A 15,078-nucleotide genomic window follows, 5' to 3' on the forward strand; every position below is an offset into this window, starting at 1 on the left:
GTCGCGTCGTTCCGCCGCGCGACTGTCTTCGTCTATTCTTCTGGTTTTCCGACTCCGGCCAGCCCGGTCCTCCCGATCGTTCCGATGAAACAAGCCATTCGTGCCAGCGTCGCAGTCGCCGCGCTCGGCGTCGCCTTTTTTACGTCACCGCACGTCGCACGCGCGGACGGCGACGACACCGCGCTCACCAATCTCGTCGCGCTCGCATCGCAGCGGCTCGCACTTGCCGAACCCGTCGCGCGATGGAAATGGGCGAACCACCAGGCGATCGAGGACCGGCCGCGCGAAGCGGCCCTGCTCGCATCGGTGGAGAAGCGTGCCGCACAGTCCGGCGTGGATCCCGCGTTCGCGCGCACGTTCTTCGAGGATCAGATCGCCGCGAGCAAGGACGTGCAGAACGCGCTCTTCGCAACGTGGCGCGCGACGCGGCCGCCGGAAGGCTCGCCGCCCGACCTCGCGACCAGCACGCGGCCGGCGCTCGACCAGCTCACGCAAAAGATGCTGGCCGGCCTCGCGCAAGTCGCACCGCTGCGCGACGCGCCCGATTGCCAGGCGCGGCTCGCACGCAGCATCGCGAACTGGAAGACGCTTACGCGCTACGACCGCACCCAGACGCAGGCACTCGGCATCGCGCTGTCGCACGTCTGCTCGGCCGGCGGCGCCAGCGCGATCGGCTGATGACGCGCGGCCATGGCGCGCTGCAGCCGGCGGTGCTCAGTCGGCAGGCGTGAGCGCCGCTATCGGAATCAGTTGCAGGCCGCGCGCGAGATGCGTCTGCAGCAGGCGATGGGTATGCGGCTCGACTGCACCGTCCGCGCCATCGGCCACGAGCCGCGCCGCCGCATCGAGCGATTCGGCCACACCGAGGTAGCGCCAGCCGTCGATCACATGAAACAGGCGGCGCTCGCCGCTCGCCTCGAACGCGACCGGGCCGTCGAACGGCCAGGGCACATTGCCGGCACGGGCGCTTTCGGCCGCGGGACGCCGGTTGTATGACGGACGCAGACGAGCGATCCACTGCGCTTCCGCAAGCATTGCGCCGAGTTCATTGCCGGTCTCCCGCCATTCGACGCGCCGCACCTGCTGCGCAATCCGCATTTCCTTCGACGAACGCCGCTCGCCGGTCAGCAGCGCGCGCAAGCGCTGCCGCACGCGCACGCTGCGGCCAACGTACAGCGCTACGTCGCCCTCCCCGAACAACGCGTACGCGCCGCATCCGGCCGGCGCGGTATCGAGCCACGCTTCGGTCATGCCGCCCGCGAGACGGAAGTGGCGCGTCGTGCGCGCAATCTGGTCGCGCAGACGCTCGAGCGGCACGATCTCGTGCAATTGCCGCCAGAACTGCCAAAGGAGATCGGCATCCGCGAGCGCCCGGTGGCGGGCGGCGGGAACGAGGCCATGCCGCTCGATCAGCGCATCGAGTCCGTGTCGCGCCTCCCGCGGAAACAGCGCGCGCGACAACCGCACCGTGCACAGCACGTCCGGATTGAATGCGAAGCCGGCGCGCTCGAATTCGGCACGCAGGAAGCCCCGGTCGAAGCTCGCGTTGTGCGCGACGAACAGCTTGCCGTCGAGCCGCTCGAACAGCATGGGCGCGAGCGACGCGAACGACGGCGCGTCGCGCACCATCTCATCGGAAATGCCCGTCAGTTGCTGGATGAACGGCGGAATCGATTGCCCCGGATTGACCAGTGTCGTCCATGTCGATACGCCCAGCGGGCCGATTTCGACCACGCCGATTTCAGTGATGCGGTGCTCGGCGGACGAACCACCGGTGGTTTCGAGATCGACGAAGACGAGCGGCTGTTCGCAGGCGGGATCGGACGGACGGAAATCGGACATGAAAAGGCGGGAGAGACAATGCTTCCGTGAGTATGCACCGGCAGGCGTGTTCGCGACCAGTCCGAAGCGGATTCGATTCGCCGGTCACGGGTTTTCGTGCCCCAAAAAGCAAAAAGCCCCCGCGATGCGGGGGCCGGACGTGATCGGCAATGCGTGGCGCGTCAGACCGCCTGGATATTCGCTGCCTGCTTGCCTTTCGGCCCGACTTTCACATCGAAGGAAACGCGCTGGTTTTCCTTCAGCGTTTTGAAGCCGTCCATCCGGATTTCGGAAAAGTGCGCAAACAGATCTTCGCCACCATTGTCGGACGTAATAAAGCCGAAACCTTTAGCATCGTTAAACCATTTTACGATACCGGTATCCATACCTTCGTTCCCCACTCGATTAGATCAAAAAAGCTACTGTTTATAGCCGCTTCCCGAAATCCCGCAACGGCGCGCCGACACTCACCCCCAGCGCTCCGCCCGGGGACGGAGTGCTGACTTTATAAATTGGACAATCCGGGTGCGTCAAGGGAATTTTTGGCGCCTTCTTTATCAAAAAAACGTCAATACCACTGGAATCGGTACACCATCGTCTTTTATTAATTGATCCGCATCAAAAACCTGTCAATATTACCGGCATCGAATCACCGATAATCAAAAACATGAAAAACCTACCGGGGACAAATCGGGCCGGTAAAATCATCGGGTTTTTTCCGGATTGCCAAGAACGAAGGACGTAGCGATGCTGGTGCAAGGCATTGGAAGGAGAAGGTCATGTGGCTGGACGGAATCAAACGCCTTGCGAGCCGGCTCGCACGCGTACGCCGCAAGTCCCGCGCGCTGGCCGAGTCTCGTGAAACGCCATGCGACACCGAGTTCGACCCCACCTGGCACGGCGATCATTGGCAGAACCTGCTGGCCTCACCGCTGGACGCCCGTCACTACGTGATGGAAGACTGGACGTACACGCCGCCGCTGGCCGAGGCCGATGACACGCAGCCGACCGGCAAGCGCAAGCGGCGCTCGTACAAGCAATAGGGATCCGGGAGACGGGCAAAAAAAAGCGCGACTGGGAAGTCGCGCCGACAAAGGTTTGGAGATCTTTTCCGTCAACGAAAAAGTCTGCTTCGGAAAGCAGAGATCGCAGTATAGCGAGAGAACATCCTTTCATTATCCATGCTCGGCACAAACCTCTATTGCCGATGTGTCAATAATCGCGCGAGGTCTGCCCCGCCCGCCACTGATTGCCTGTCGCGATCGCGCAACGCCCACGACACCCGTTATGCAGTCCTGAGCACCTTCTCCGCCTGCTGCGCTGCCGCAAAGTCTTGATGGCCGGGGCTCCCGGCGCATACACTCATTCTTGCGGGATTCAAAATACAGTATTGCCGGAAGCAATTTCCTTTTGCACCCGGACCCATCCGTACACTGCAAATGGATTTCCGACGAAGGCGCCGCGCTCAACGCGCACGGCGTCGCCGACACGCGACGCCGCCGATGCCCGCAGCAGGTTCGATCGACATCATCCTGTTTGGAGACAGATCATGAAAAAGCCCCTGATCGTCGCCGCATTGACCGGCGTGTGTGCCACTGCCGCCCATGCGCAAAGCAGCGTCACGCTGTACGGCCTGATCGATGCAGGCATCACCTATACGAACAACCAGGGTGGTCACAGCGCGTGGCAGGAGACCAGCGGCTCGATCAACGGCAGCCGCTGGGGCCTGCGCGGCACCGAGGATCTCGGAGGCGGACTGAAAGCGATCTTCACCTTGGAAAACGGCTTCGGCATCAACAACGGTTCGCTCAAGCAGAACGGCCGCGAATTCGGCCGCCAGGCTTTCGTCGGCCTCGCGCACCAAAGCTACGGCTCGCTCACGCTCGGCCGCCAGTACGACAGCGTCGTCGATTTCCTCGGCCCGCTGTCGCTGACCGGCACCCAATACGGCGGCACGCAGTTCGCGCACCCATTCGACAACGACAATCTGAACAACTCGTTCCGGATCAACAACTCGGTCAAGTATCAGAGTGCCAATTACGGCGGCCTGAAGTTCGGCGCGCTGTATGGCTTCTCGAATTCCAGCGATTTCTCGAACAACCGCGCATACAGCGTGGGCGCGTCGTACAGCTATCTGGGCTTCAACGTCGCGGCCGCGTACATGCAACTCAACAACAACATCAACGCGCTGTCGCTCGCAGCCAGCGACCCCGGCGCGGTGGCCGGCGACTGGACGTTCGCCGCCAGCCGTCAGCGCACCTGGGGCGCGGGCCTCAACTACACGTTCGGGCCCGCGACGGCCGGCTTCGTGTTCACGCAGACGCGCCTGACCGATTCGGCCAGGATCAGCGCCGGGCAGTCCGGCGTGTCGGGCGGCATCCCGCTCACCGGCGGCACGCGCTTCAACAATTACGAAGTGAATGGCCGCTACGCGTTGACACCGGCATTCTCGCTCGCGGGTTCGTACACGTACACCGACGGCCGCCTCGACGGCCAGACGCCCAGCTGGCATCAGTTCAACCTGCAGGCCGACTATGCGCTGTCGAAGCGCACCGACCTGTATCTGCAGGGCGAGTACCAGCGGGTCAATGCGGACGGCCTGGCTGTGGGCGCGAACATCAACGGGCTCGGCACCGCGTCGTCGACGAACAAGCAGATCGCGGTCACGGCCGGCATGCGCCACCGCTTCTGAGCAATGCGATCGGTCCCCGCCCGGCAAGGACCATGACGAAGCGCCCCACCCGGGGCGCTCGTCGTTTCAGCGCTGCGCTGTGCGAATGCACCGCTCCCCGCTCACGCGCTGCCCGGTGCCGGATAGCGAACGTCGAGCACGTCAATCGGCTGGGGACCAGCCGGCGTCATCAGCGTGACGGTGTCGCCGATCTTCGCCTTGATGAGGGCTCGCGCGACCGGCGAAATCCAGCTGACACAGCCGCGATCGAGATCGACCTCGTCGATCCCGACGATCGTGACGGTGTGATCCTCGCCGTCCGGCGTCGCGTAATCGACGGTCGCGCCGAAGAACACCTGGTCGACATTCTCCTGCCGGCTCGCGTCGACGACTTCGGCGAGATCGAGCCGCTTCGTCAGAAAGCGGATCCGGCGGTCGATCTCGCGCAACCGCCGCTTGCCGTAGATGTAGTCGCCGTTCTCCGATCGATCGCCGTTCGACGCGGCCCACGACACCAACCGCACGACTTCGGGGCGCTCGACGTCGATCAGGTTCAGGAGTTCGTCCCTGAGCCGCTTGTGGCCGGCCGGGGTGATGTAATTCTTCGTGCCCGCCGGAATCGCGGGTTGACTCGGGTCGAGATCGTCGTCGTCGCCGTCCGACTCTTTGACAAACGCCTTGTTCATGATGCAGATTCAACACTTGGATGACTGATGCATCAAGGGTACACGAACGCGGCCGCCCAGGATCGGGTGACATTTTTTGCGAATAAGGCTTCCCTTTTTATACAACCCTGCTATACTTCCGCTTCTGCGTGCGGCTGTAGCTCAGTTGGATAGAGTACTTGGCTACGAACCAAGGGGTCGTGGGTTCGAATCCTGCCAGCCGCGCCACCTTTTTCGAGGGCCTTCCAAACCGAAGGCCCTTTCAGTTCGATGTTGTAGCGTTTTGTTTTTGCGTGCGGCTGTAGCTCAGTTGGATAGAGTACTTGGCTACGAACCAAGGGGTCGTGGGTTCGAATCCTGCCAGCCGCGCCACCTTTTTCGAGGGCCTTCCAAACCGAAGGCCCTTTCAGTTCGATGTTGTAGCGTTTTGTTTTTGCGTGCGGCTGTAGCTCAGTTGGATAGAGTACTTGGCTACGAACCAAGGGGTCGTGGGTTCGAATCCTGCCAGCCGCGCCACCTCAGAAGGGCCTTCCTCCGGGAAGGCCCTTTTTTCTTTTCCGCCCCCCTCTTTTGTTCGGCCACCGCCCGCTCGAGTCGGGTTGCCACTTCACGACAGCGCCCGACCCGCTGCACACATGAAAACGGCGGCCCGTGGCCGCCGTCGCATCCCGCCGCAGACCACCGCGCGACGTCAGTAATCCTGCCGCTCGCGCTCGATGCGCATGCCGCCGTCGTGACGCGCATGCACGCTGTCGTCGGTCGAGCGCTCGCGCATGATCCGCATCACGTCCGGATTGGTCCGCACGCGCCGCATCACGTTCGCGAGATGCACGCGATCGCTGACCTGGATCACGAACCGCAGCACCGTCGATTCGTGCGTCAGATCCTCGTCCATCGCGATGTGAACGATGTTCGCGTCGGCCGACGTGATGTCCGCCGCGACGCGCGCGAAGATGCCCTTCGTGTTCTTCACGAGCGCCTTCACTGCGACGTCGAACAGACGACCCGGCTGCGGCGCCCACTCGACGTCGATCCAGCGGCCCGGATCGCGACGATGGATGCGCTGCGCGACCCGGCAATCGGTCGTATGAATCGCCATCCCGAGGCCGATGCCGATATAGCCCATGATCGCATCGCCCGGAATCGGCCGGCAGCACGCCGACAGTTGCACGGACATCCCTTCGGTGCCGGTGATCACGACCGGCGGCGCATTGTGCGCGGGATGCCGCTCGGACTTCGGCAGATCGTCGTCCGCATCGCGGCCGGTCATCAGCACCTCGATGCGCTTGGCCATCACCGCGGCGACGCGGCGGCCGAGGCCGATGTCCGCGAAGATTTCCTGGCGGCTCTTGTTGCCCGTCCACTGGACGAGCTTCTCCCACACCTCCGGCGTTACATCGGCGAGCGCGAGCCCGTAACCCTTCAGGCTCTGATCGACGAGCCGCTCGCCGAGCTGCACCGACTCGTTCAGGCGCATCGTCTTCAGGTAGTGACGAATCGCCGAACGCGCCTTGCCGGTGCGCACGAAACCGAGCCACGCGGGGTTCGGCTTCGAATACGGCGCGGTGATGACCTCGACGATGTCGCCGCTCTTCAGCTCGGTGCGCAGCGGCAGCAACTCGTTGTTGATCTTCACGGCCACGCACTGGTTGCCGAGATCGCTGTGGATCGAATACGCGAAATCGAGCGCCGTCGCGCCGCGCGGCAACGCCATGATCTTCGACTTCGGCGTGAACACGTAGACCGCATCCGGGAACAGGTCGATCTTCACGTGCTCGAGGAATTCGCTCGAATCGCCGGCTTCGCTCTGGATGTCGAGCAGCGACTTCAGCCACTGATGCGCGCGCTTCTGCACGTCGTTCAGATCCGCGCCGCCGTTCTTGTACAGCCAGTGCGCGGCCACGCCGGCCTCGGCGATCTCGTGCATCTTGCGCGTGCGCACCTGGAACTCGATCGGCGCGCCGAACGGGCCGACGAGCGTCGTGTGCAGCGACTGATAGCCGTTGATCTTCGGGATCGCGATGTAGTCCTTGAACTTGCCGGGCACGGGCTTGTACAACGCGTGCAACGCACCGATGCACGTGTAGCAGTCGAGCGGACTCTCGACGACGACGCGAAAGCCGTATACGTCGAGCACCTGCGAGAACGACAGCTGCTTGTCGCGCATCTTGCGATAGATGCTGTAGATCGTCTTCTCGCGGCCGGTGATCTCCGCGTCGAGCTTCGCGTCGCTCATCGCGCGCTGAGCAGCCTCGAGGATCTTGCTGATCACTTCGCGGCGGTTGCCGCGCGCGGCCTTCACGGCCTTCTCGAGCGTCGCGTAGCGATGCGGGTTGAAGTTCGCGAAGCTCATGTCCTGCAGCTCGCGATACGTATTGTTCAACCCGAGGCGGTGCGCGATCGGCGCGTAGATGTCGAGCGTCTCGCGTGCGACGCGCCGGCGCTTTTCCATCGGCACCGCGCCGAGCGTGCGCATGTTGTGCAGACGGTCGGCGAGCTTGACGAGGATGACCCGCACGTCGCGCGCCATCGCGAGCAGCATCTTGCGGAAGTTTTCCGCCTGCGCTTCCTCGCGGCTGCGGAACTCCATCTTGTCGAGCTTGGACAGGCCGTCGACCAGTTCGGCGACCTTCGGGCCGAACCGTTCGGCCAACTCGCTCTTGGTCACGCCCTGGTCTTCCATCACGTCGTGCAGGAGCGCTGCCATCACGGCTTGCGCGTCGAGCTTCCAGCCGGCACAGATTTCCGCGACGGCGACGGGATGGGTGATGTAGGGTTCGCCGCTCTGGCGATATTGACCGAGGTGGGCTTCGTCACTGAAGTGGAACGCCGCCTTGACCTCTTTGATTTCTTCCGGAGGGAGATACTCGGCAAGCGCGGCCGTCAGTTTCGCGATCGAAACGACGCCGTGCTTGCGCGGCTGCTCCGGCGTGGCGGTCGGCCCGAACAGATGCCGGAAGGACTGTTCGAGGACCGCGTCGATGTACTGGCGCGCAGGCGACTGGGCCGTGGCTTCGGTGGTCGAATCCGCGGAGGCGGACGATGGGGTGGTGCTCATATTCGCCTCCAGGTCGAGTCGTTGCGCGCGTGGACTACATGGCTGGAACGGGCCGGATGCGCGTTACACCGGCACCTTCTTCAGCATCTCGACGCCGACCTGGCCGGCAGCGATCTCGCGCAGCGCGACGACGGTCGGCTTGTCGCGGCTCTCGATCTTCGGCGTATGGCCTTGCGCGAGCTGCCGCGCGCGGTAAGTGGCGGCGAGCGCCAGTTCGAAGCGGTTGGGGATTTGCTTCAGGCAGTCTTCGACGGTAATGCGAGCCATGTTGGTAATTCCTTCTGAATATAGTCCCTATTCTACCTTATGTCCCTCTACCCCCGCGTCATTCCGCGTGGGGCAAATGGATGCCGAGCTCGATGAACAGCTCGGTATGTCGCGCGTACTGCGAAGCAAAGCGCAGGCGCGTCGCCGCGACGATGCATTCGAGCTCGGCCAGTGCACGATCGAAATTTTCGTTGATCACGACGTATTCCGCTTCCGACGCGTGCGCCATCTCGCTGCCCGCGGCGAGCAGGCGTCGCGTGATCACGTTCGGCTCGTCCTGGCCGCGCTTCTTCAGACGTTCCTCGAGCGCGTCGAGCGACGGCGGCAGAATGAAGATGCCGACCGCGTTGCGGAACTGCTTCTTCACCTGCTGCGCGCCCTGCCAGTCGATCTCGAGCAGCACGTCGTGGCCGCTCATCATCTGCTCCTCGATCCAGACGCGCGACGTACCGTAGTAGTTGCCGTGCACTTCCGCGCTTTCGAGGAATTCGTGCGCGGCGTGGCGCGCGCGGAAATCCTCGACGGTCGTGAAGTGGTAGTGCTGGCCGTCCTGCTCGCCCGGGCGCGGCTTGCGCGTCGTGTACGAAATCGACAGGCAGATGTCGCTGTCCTTCGACAGCAGCGCGTTCACGAGCGTCGACTTGCCGGCGCCCGACGGCGCGATGACCATGAACAGGTTGCCGGGATAGACGCCGCCGTGCAGCGCATGCGACGCGTGGCCGTCGTGAGTGGGATGGGTCATGTTGCGTTACTCCAGGTTTTGCACTTGCTCACGCATCTGCTCGATCAACAGCTTGAGCGCCATCGATGCGTCGGCCAGTTCCTTCGCCGCCGCCTTCGAGCCGAGCGTGTTTGCTTCTCGATTCAGTTCCTGCATCATGAAGTCGAGACGCTTGCCGACGCGGCCGCCCTTCTCGATCACGTGGCGCGTTTCGTTCAGGTGCGCGGTGAGTCGCGACAGCTCTTCCGCGATGTCGATCCGGATGCCGTACATCGTCACTTCCTGACGAATGCGTTCCGCGGCTTCCTCGCGCGTGACGATCGGCGCGCTGCCTTCGGGCGCCGCGATGCCGAGCGCCTCCTGCAGCCGCTCGACGATCTTCTGCTGATGCTTCGCGATCAGCTCCGGCACGAGCGGCGTGATGCGCGCGACGATCGCCTCCATCTCGGTGACGTTCGACAGCAGCATCGTCGCCAGCTGCGCGCCTTCGCGCGAACGCACGACGACGAGTTCACCGATCGCTTCCTTGCCGCACGCGAGCACCGCGTCGCGGATCGCTTCCGCCGACACGCCGCTCTCGGCGAGCACGCCTGGCCAGCGCAGGATTTCGCCCGCACGCAGGCGACCGACACCCGGGAACGAATCGAGCACCGAGCGCTCGAGCTCGGCAAGCTGGCCGAGCGCCGTCTGGTTCAGCGCACCGGCACCGATGCTCTGCTCGCCGCGCTGCAGGTTGATGCGCACGTCGACCTTGCCGCGCGACAGCTTGTTCATCAGCATTTCGCGCAGCGCGGGCTCGCACGCGCGCACGTCGTCCGGCATGCGGAAATTCAGGTCGAGGAAGCGCGAGTTCACGGTGCGCAGTTCGACCGACACACTGGTGCCGCCGTTGCCGGTGGCCGTCGCGAGTTCGCGCGTCGCGCTCGCGTAGCCCGTCATGCTGTAGATCATGGTTCGTCTCGCCGTCTGGGTGCCCTTCTCGGGCGGGAATATGTCGAGGCGCCCGGCGCATTGCAAGGCGCGGGGCGGGAAGCGCGCATTATCCCATTTTTGCGCCCCACCCCGCCGGGCAAGGCAGCCGTTCGGCGCTAAAATCGGGGTTTCCTCTTCCGTCCACGATTCCCCCATGACGTCTTCCCTGTCCCGCCCGAGCGGCCGCCGCGCCGACGAACTGCGCAAGGTCGCCCTCACGCGCCATTACACGAAACACGCCGAAGGCTCGGTACTCGTCGAATTCGGCGATACCAAGGTGATCTGCACCGCGAGCGTCGCCGAACGCGTGCCCGAATTCCTGCGCGATCGCGGCCAGGGCTGGCTGACGGCGGAATACGGGATGCTGCCGCGCGCGACGCACACGCGCAGCGACCGTGAAGCCGCGCGCGGCAAGCAGACGGGCCGTACGCAGGAAATTCAGCGCCTGATCGGCCGCGCGCTGCGCGCGGTGTTCGATCTCGAAGCGCTCGGCCCGCGCACGATCCACATCGACTGCGACGTGATCCAGGCCGACGGCGGCACGCGCACGGCCAGCATCACCGGCGCCTTCGTCGCCGCGCACGACGCCGTGTCGAAGCTGATCGCGGCCGGCAAGCTCGCGCGCTCGCCGATCACCGACCACGTCGCCGCGATCTCGGTCGGCGTGTACGAAGGCGCACCCGTGCTCGACCTCGACTACGCGGAAGATTCGCGCTGCGACACCGACATGAACGTCGTGATGACGGGCGCCGGCGGCTTCGTCGAAGTCCAGGGCACCGCCGAAGGCGTGCCGTTCTCGCGCGCCGAGATGAACGCGCTGCTCGACCTCGCGCAAAGCGGGATCGGCCAGCTCGTGCAGTTGCAGAAGGACGTGCTGGGCGCCGGCCATGTCTGACGCTCGCAACCTGGCGCCGCTGTCGCGCATCGTGCTCGCGTCGAACAACGCCGGCAAGCTGCGCGAGTTCACCGCGCTGTTTTCGACGGTCGGCATCGAGATCGTGCCGCAGGGCGACCTGGCCGTGCCGGAGGCGGACGAGCCGTTCGGCACGTTCATCGAGAACGCGCTGACGAAAGCACGGCACGCGTCGCGGCTCACCGGCCTACCGGCGATCGCCGACGATTCGGGCCTGTGCGTGCGCGCGCTGCGCGGCGCACCGGGCGTCTATTCCGCACGCTACGCGCAGCGCGCGGGCGGCGACAAGGGCGACGCGGCGAACAATGCGTACCTCGTCGAGCAGCTGCGCGGCGTCGCCGACCGGCGCGCATACTATTGCTGCGTGCTCGCGCTGGTGCGCCACGCGGACGATCCCGAGCCGCTGTTCGCCGAAGGTCGCTGGGAAGGCGAGATCGTCGACACGCCGCGCGGCGAACACGGATTCGGCTACGACCCGTATTTCCACCTGCCGTCGCTCGGCGCGACGGCGGCCGAGCTCGAGCCGGCCGTGAAGAACACGCACAGCCATCGCGCGCTCGCGCTGAAGGCACTGCTCGCGCGGCTCGCGGAGGAACCGGCATGATCGTCTTCGTCACGCATTCGCAACCGGAGGCCGCATGAGCCAGGCGGCGGAAACCGGCGCGCGCGTCGTCGCGGCCTTCACGTCGCCCGGGCAGGTACGGCTCACGTCGCTGCCGCCGCTCGCGCTGTACGTGCATTTTCCGTGGTGCGTGCGCAAGTGCCCGTACTGCGATTTCAACTCGCACGAGTGGAAGGGCGAGCGGTTTCCGGAAACCGAGTACCTCGACGCGCTGCGCGCCGATCTCGAACAGGCGCTGCCGCTCGTCTGGGGCCGGCAGGTGCATACGGTGTTCATCGGCGGCGGCACGCCGAGCCTGCTGTCGGCGGCCGGCCTCGACCGGCTGCTGTCCGACGTGCGCGCGCTGCTGCCGCTCGATGCCGACGCCGAGATCACGCTCGAGGCGAACCCGGGCACGTTCGAGGCCGCGAAGTTCGCGCAGTTCCGCGCGAGCGGCGTGAACCGGCTGTCCGTCGGCATCCAGAGCTTCAACGAAGGCCATCTGAAAGCGCTCGGCCGCATTCACGACACCACGCAGGCGCGCGCGGCCGTCGAGATCGCCGCGAAGACGTTCGACAACTTCAACCTCGACCTGATGTTCGCGCTGCCGAACCAGACGCTCGACGAATGCCGGGCCGACATCGAGACCGCGCTGTCGTTCGCGCCGCCGCATCTGTCGCTGTATCACCTGACGCTCGAACCGAACACGCTGTTCGCGAAGTTTCCGCCCGTGGTACCCGACGACGACGCATCGGCCGACATGCAGGAATGGATCCACGCGCGCACGGCCGAGGCCGGTTACGGCCGCTACGAAGTGTCCGCTTACGCGAAGCCGAATCATCAGTGCAAGCACAACCTGAACTACTGGCGCTTCGGCGACTATCTCGGGATCGGCGCGGGCGCGCACACGAAGCTGTCGTTCCCGAACCGGATCCTGCGGCAGGCTCGCTACAAGCATCCGGCTACCTTCATCGAACAGGCGATGGCCGGCACGCCGGTGCAGGAAGAACGTGAAGTCGGTGCGCGCGACCTGCCGTTCGAGTTCATGCTGAACACGCTGCGGCTCGTCGAGGGCTTCCCCGTGCACAGCTTCGTCGAACGCACGGGTTTGCCGATCGGCACGATCGAGCAGGCACTCAAGGATGCGGAGCAGCGCGGACTCATCACGCGCGATTTTGCGCAGATCGCGCCGACGCCGCTTGGTCAACGGTTCCTCAACGACCTGCAGGAATTGTTCCTGCGCGACGATTGAGGCGGAACGAGGCGGCATTTCGGTTACAATGCCGCCTCGTGTGGAAGCGTGGCCGAGCGGTTTAAGGCACCGGTCTTGAAAACCGGCGACGGGAAACTGTCCGTGAGTTCGAATCTCACCGCTTCCGCCAGGAAGTTCGCCAAACCCGTCCATTCATCGAATGACGGGGTTTTTGTTTGTTCGACGCGCGCCGCGCACGGTGCCCGCCCCGCGTGCCGACGCATCTCGCCCGATGCCGTTACAATCCGGCGCTCCGATTCGCGAAACGGGAAACCACGTCATGAAGTCCTTCATCGCCTCGTCGCTCGTCGCCCTGGCTGCCGTCGGCACGCACGCCGCGGCCGCCGATTCCGCCTCCGGCACCGACGCGCAAACGCCGTCATGCGCGATTGCGTACGTGAAGGGTGTCGGCGGCTCGCCGCGCAGCCTGCGCGAATATCTCGCGAGCCCGACGCCGTACAACTACCTGAAGGAAAACGAGATCCAGTGCAAGGTGTCGGATGACGGGCGCGCATCGAACTGCACCGGCGTGACCTATATCCGCAACGAACAGGTCAGCGTGTACGACGATTCCGACCCGGCGACGCTGACGGTCGTCGCGCCGGTGGAACTCGAGCACGGCCAGAAGTACCCCGTGATCCTCGTGGTGCAGCGCAAGGACGCGCGCTGCACGCGGTAACGCGCGCCACGGCACGCCCGCCGTCCGCCGACGACGCGCGCGTGCCTCACGGGCCGGGCCGCCATCGCCTAGAATTCGATCAGCACGGCGACACGACCGCCGCCGCGACTCGATGCCGCCCGCGCCATCCGTGCGTGCGGCCCAGGGAGACCGCCATGACCGAATTGTCGACAGCGACGGATCACGTCGATTACGAAGGCTTCGAGATCCATGTGGTGCCGGGCATCGCCCCGGGCAGCGACACGCGTTACACCTACACCGGCTATGTCTGCCATCCTGGCGCGAATCCCGCGCTGCCCGATCATGCGGTGCCCTTCCACGCGGACGGCGAGGAAAGCTTCGCGAGCGTCGACGAAGCGGTTCGGGAAGCCGTGCACATCGGCAAGAGCATCATCGACGGCACGCATCCGGACCTGTCCGTTCTGTCGCTCGTAACACACGGCTACTAAGCGGGCAGATCGGGCCACGCCCACCGCCACTGCGTGCGACGCGCGTGCGCATATCGCGCCCGCGCCGTCACATGTCACGTCACGTCGGAACACATGCCGGTCGGCCCGCCGATCGCCATCATCCGCGAATTGCTACGTCCCGCTTCGCGCACTATGCGTTTCTCCCGATAACAGGTCGCGGCCGGACGCCTATCATTTTTTTATCGTCACCCTCCGGCAGTCCGCCATGTCTCATCTTCCCCACCCGGGCGCCAGCCGGCTGCGTGTTGCCTGGCTGGTCGCCGCCTCGTTGCTTGCCGCCTGCACGATCACGCCGCCGCCATCGCTGCGCTCGGTGCAGACGATCCCGTCCGTCATCCGCAACGCGAATCGCGACCAGTACCGCGTGGAAGTCGCGCGGTGCGTCACCGAGCACAATCCGTCCGGCGTCGCGCGCGGGACGCCGCAGGCGATGCTGCGCTCGCTCGTCGTCGTCGCGTTCACCGTCGATGGCAGCGGCCGCCTCGTCAACGCATCCGTTTATCGCAGCAACGGCGACAGCGAAGCGGAAGGGCTCGCGCTCGCGTCGCTGCGTCGCTCGGCGCCGCTGCCGCCACCGCCGTCGAAACTGCTGGACGGCAATGGCCGGCTCGAGATGATGGAAGGCTGGCTGTTCAACGACGACGGACGTTTCCAGTTGCAAAGCACCGCATCCGCACAGGCGCAATCGCTCGACTGAGCCCGCGCCGGCCCGCGATTGCCGCTATGTCGCGGCGCTGGCTATAATTTTCCGCAATCGCGCGGCCACCCTCCCGCGCGCGTTCGCGCGCCGCACCCGGCATGCGAGCCGACCATGCCGGCACTGGGCGGCGGCGACCTATCCGTCTCCATCGTCGACCGGCGGGTGACGTCAGCGCCACGACGCGCGTTCACGCCGCTACCGCATCATCCGCCCGGCTGCGCTCTCCCGGCAGGCGTCCACCTGCCTGCCCAAGCGCACGCTCAGGCGAATGCCCCAACGACAAAACGG

At 65.1% G+C, this 15,078-nt stretch carries 16 protein-coding genes and 4 tRNA genes; 13 read left to right on the forward strand and 7 right to left on the reverse strand.

What is annotated here, in order from left to right; all coding sequences use genetic code 11:
• Nucleotides 1-84 precede the first annotated feature (84 nt).
• Nucleotides 85-678 carry a chorismate mutase gene (locus DIE11_RS10920; protein ID WP_124623488.1) on the forward strand — a complete coding sequence of 198 codons (594 nt, stop codon included), beginning with the start codon at nucleotides 85-87 and terminating at the stop codon, nucleotides 676-678.
• Between the two features lie 36 nt (nucleotides 679-714).
• Here DIE11_RS10920 and DIE11_RS10925 read toward each other — a convergent pair whose 3' ends face one another.
• Nucleotides 715-1,842 carry an exonuclease domain-containing protein gene (locus DIE11_RS10925; RefSeq protein ID WP_124623491.1) on the reverse strand — a complete coding sequence of 376 codons (1,128 nt, stop codon included), beginning with the start codon at nucleotides 1,840-1,842 and terminating at the stop codon, nucleotides 715-717.
• A 161-nt stretch (nucleotides 1,843-2,003) separates the two neighbouring features.
• The gene (locus DIE11_RS10930) at nucleotides 2,004-2,207 is read right to left on the reverse strand and encodes a cold-shock protein (protein WP_006476615.1); all 204 of its coding nucleotides are present in this window, start codon (nucleotides 2,205-2,207) and stop codon (nucleotides 2,004-2,006) included.
• 393 nt (nucleotides 2,208-2,600) lie between these two features.
• On the opposite strand from DIE11_RS10930, the gene DIE11_RS10935 reads away from it, so the two are divergent.
• Both DIE11_RS10935 and DIE11_RS10940 read left to right on the forward strand, forming a co-directional pair.
• The gene (locus DIE11_RS10935) at nucleotides 2,601-2,864 is read left to right on the forward strand and encodes a hypothetical protein (protein WP_059680768.1); all 264 of its coding nucleotides are present in this window, start codon (nucleotides 2,601-2,603) and stop codon (nucleotides 2,862-2,864) included.
• A gap of 506 nt (nucleotides 2,865-3,370) precedes the next feature.
• Nucleotides 3,371-4,513 carry a porin gene (locus tag DIE11_RS10940; protein WP_059598970.1) on the forward strand — a complete coding sequence of 381 codons (1,143 nt, stop codon included), beginning with the start codon at nucleotides 3,371-3,373 and terminating at the stop codon, nucleotides 4,511-4,513.
• A 101-nt stretch (nucleotides 4,514-4,614) separates the two neighbouring features.
• Here DIE11_RS10940 and greB read toward each other — a convergent pair whose 3' ends face one another.
• On the reverse strand, nucleotides 4,615-5,178 hold the full coding sequence (greB, locus tag DIE11_RS10945) for a transcription elongation factor GreB (protein WP_059530120.1): 564 nt from the start codon (nucleotides 5,176-5,178) through the stop codon (nucleotides 4,615-4,617).
• 130 nt (nucleotides 5,179-5,308) lie between these two features.
• Here greB and DIE11_RS10950 point away from each other — a divergent pair.
• The 3 genes from DIE11_RS10950 to DIE11_RS10960 all read left to right on the forward strand — a co-directional run bounded on the left by DIE11_RS10950 (nucleotide 5,309) and on the right by DIE11_RS10960 (nucleotide 5,673).
• A tRNA-Arg gene (locus DIE11_RS10950) sits at nucleotides 5,309-5,385 on the forward strand.
• A gap of 67 nt (nucleotides 5,386-5,452) precedes the next feature.
• Nucleotides 5,453-5,529, forward strand: a tRNA-Arg gene (locus tag DIE11_RS10955).
• 67 nt (nucleotides 5,530-5,596) lie between these two features.
• Nucleotides 5,597-5,673, forward strand: a tRNA-Arg gene (locus DIE11_RS10960).
• Between the two features lie 175 nt (nucleotides 5,674-5,848).
• Here DIE11_RS10960 and DIE11_RS10965 read toward each other — a convergent pair.
• From DIE11_RS10965 to DIE11_RS10980, 4 genes are all read right to left on the reverse strand, one after another.
• Nucleotides 5,849-8,215 carry a bifunctional (p)ppGpp synthetase/guanosine-3',5'-bis(diphosphate) 3'-pyrophosphohydrolase gene (locus DIE11_RS10965; RefSeq protein WP_059598969.1) on the reverse strand — a complete coding sequence of 789 codons (2,367 nt, stop codon included), beginning with the start codon at nucleotides 8,213-8,215 and terminating at the stop codon, nucleotides 5,849-5,851.
• A gap of 63 nt (nucleotides 8,216-8,278) precedes the next feature.
• Nucleotides 8,279-8,482 (reverse strand): DNA-directed RNA polymerase subunit omega, encoded by a 204-nt coding sequence (gene rpoZ, locus DIE11_RS10970; protein ID WP_006025620.1) that lies wholly within the window; start codon nucleotides 8,480-8,482, stop codon nucleotides 8,279-8,281.
• A gap of 58 nt (nucleotides 8,483-8,540) precedes the next feature.
• Nucleotides 8,541-9,224, reverse strand: a complete 684-nt coding sequence (gene gmk / locus DIE11_RS10975; protein WP_059598968.1) for a guanylate kinase — start codon at nucleotides 9,222-9,224, stop codon at nucleotides 8,541-8,543.
• A 6-nt stretch (nucleotides 9,225-9,230) separates the two neighbouring features.
• Nucleotides 9,231-10,154: a YicC/YloC family endoribonuclease gene (locus tag DIE11_RS10980; protein ID WP_059598967.1), complete on the reverse strand. Its 924-nt coding sequence runs from the start codon at nucleotides 10,152-10,154 to the stop codon at nucleotides 9,231-9,233.
• A gap of 175 nt (nucleotides 10,155-10,329) precedes the next feature.
• Between DIE11_RS10980 and rph the strand changes: the two genes are divergently transcribed.
• From rph to DIE11_RS11015, 7 genes are all read left to right on the forward strand, one after another.
• Nucleotides 10,330-11,070: a ribonuclease PH gene (rph, locus tag DIE11_RS10985; RefSeq protein ID WP_059530129.1), complete on the forward strand. Its 741-nt coding sequence runs from the start codon at nucleotides 10,330-10,332 to the stop codon at nucleotides 11,068-11,070.
• A complete protein-coding gene (gene rdgB / locus DIE11_RS10990) occupies nucleotides 11,063-11,692 on the forward strand; it encodes an RdgB/HAM1 family non-canonical purine NTP pyrophosphatase (protein WP_124623494.1) in 630 nt (209 codons plus the stop codon). Before rph ends, rdgB begins: the two co-directional genes overlap by 8 nt.
• 34 nt (nucleotides 11,693-11,726) lie before the next feature.
• Nucleotides 11,727-12,941, forward strand: coding sequence for a radical SAM family heme chaperone HemW (gene hemW, locus DIE11_RS10995; RefSeq protein ID WP_124623497.1), 1,215 nt, complete (start codon nucleotides 11,727-11,729; stop codon nucleotides 12,939-12,941).
• A gap of 42 nt (nucleotides 12,942-12,983) precedes the next feature.
• Nucleotides 12,984-13,071 (forward strand) — tRNA-Ser (locus DIE11_RS11000).
• A gap of 150 nt (nucleotides 13,072-13,221) precedes the next feature.
• Complete coding sequence (locus DIE11_RS11005; protein WP_124623500.1) at nucleotides 13,222-13,620, forward strand: hypothetical protein; 399 nt, start codon at nucleotides 13,222-13,224, stop codon at nucleotides 13,618-13,620.
• A gap of 155 nt (nucleotides 13,621-13,775) precedes the next feature.
• The gene (locus DIE11_RS11010; RefSeq protein ID WP_124623503.1) at nucleotides 13,776-14,069 is read left to right on the forward strand and encodes a hypothetical protein; all 294 of its coding nucleotides are present in this window, start codon (nucleotides 13,776-13,778) and stop codon (nucleotides 14,067-14,069) included.
• A 226-nt stretch (nucleotides 14,070-14,295) separates the two neighbouring features.
• Nucleotides 14,296-14,787: an energy transducer TonB gene (locus tag DIE11_RS11015; RefSeq protein ID WP_124623506.1), complete on the forward strand. Its 492-nt coding sequence runs from the start codon at nucleotides 14,296-14,298 to the stop codon at nucleotides 14,785-14,787.
• The last annotated feature ends 291 nt before the right edge of the window (nucleotides 14,788-15,078 follow it).

The organism is Burkholderia sp. Bp9012 (assembly GCF_003853825.1).
Classification (GTDB): domain Bacteria; phylum Pseudomonadota; class Gammaproteobacteria; order Burkholderiales; family Burkholderiaceae; genus Burkholderia; species Burkholderia diffusa.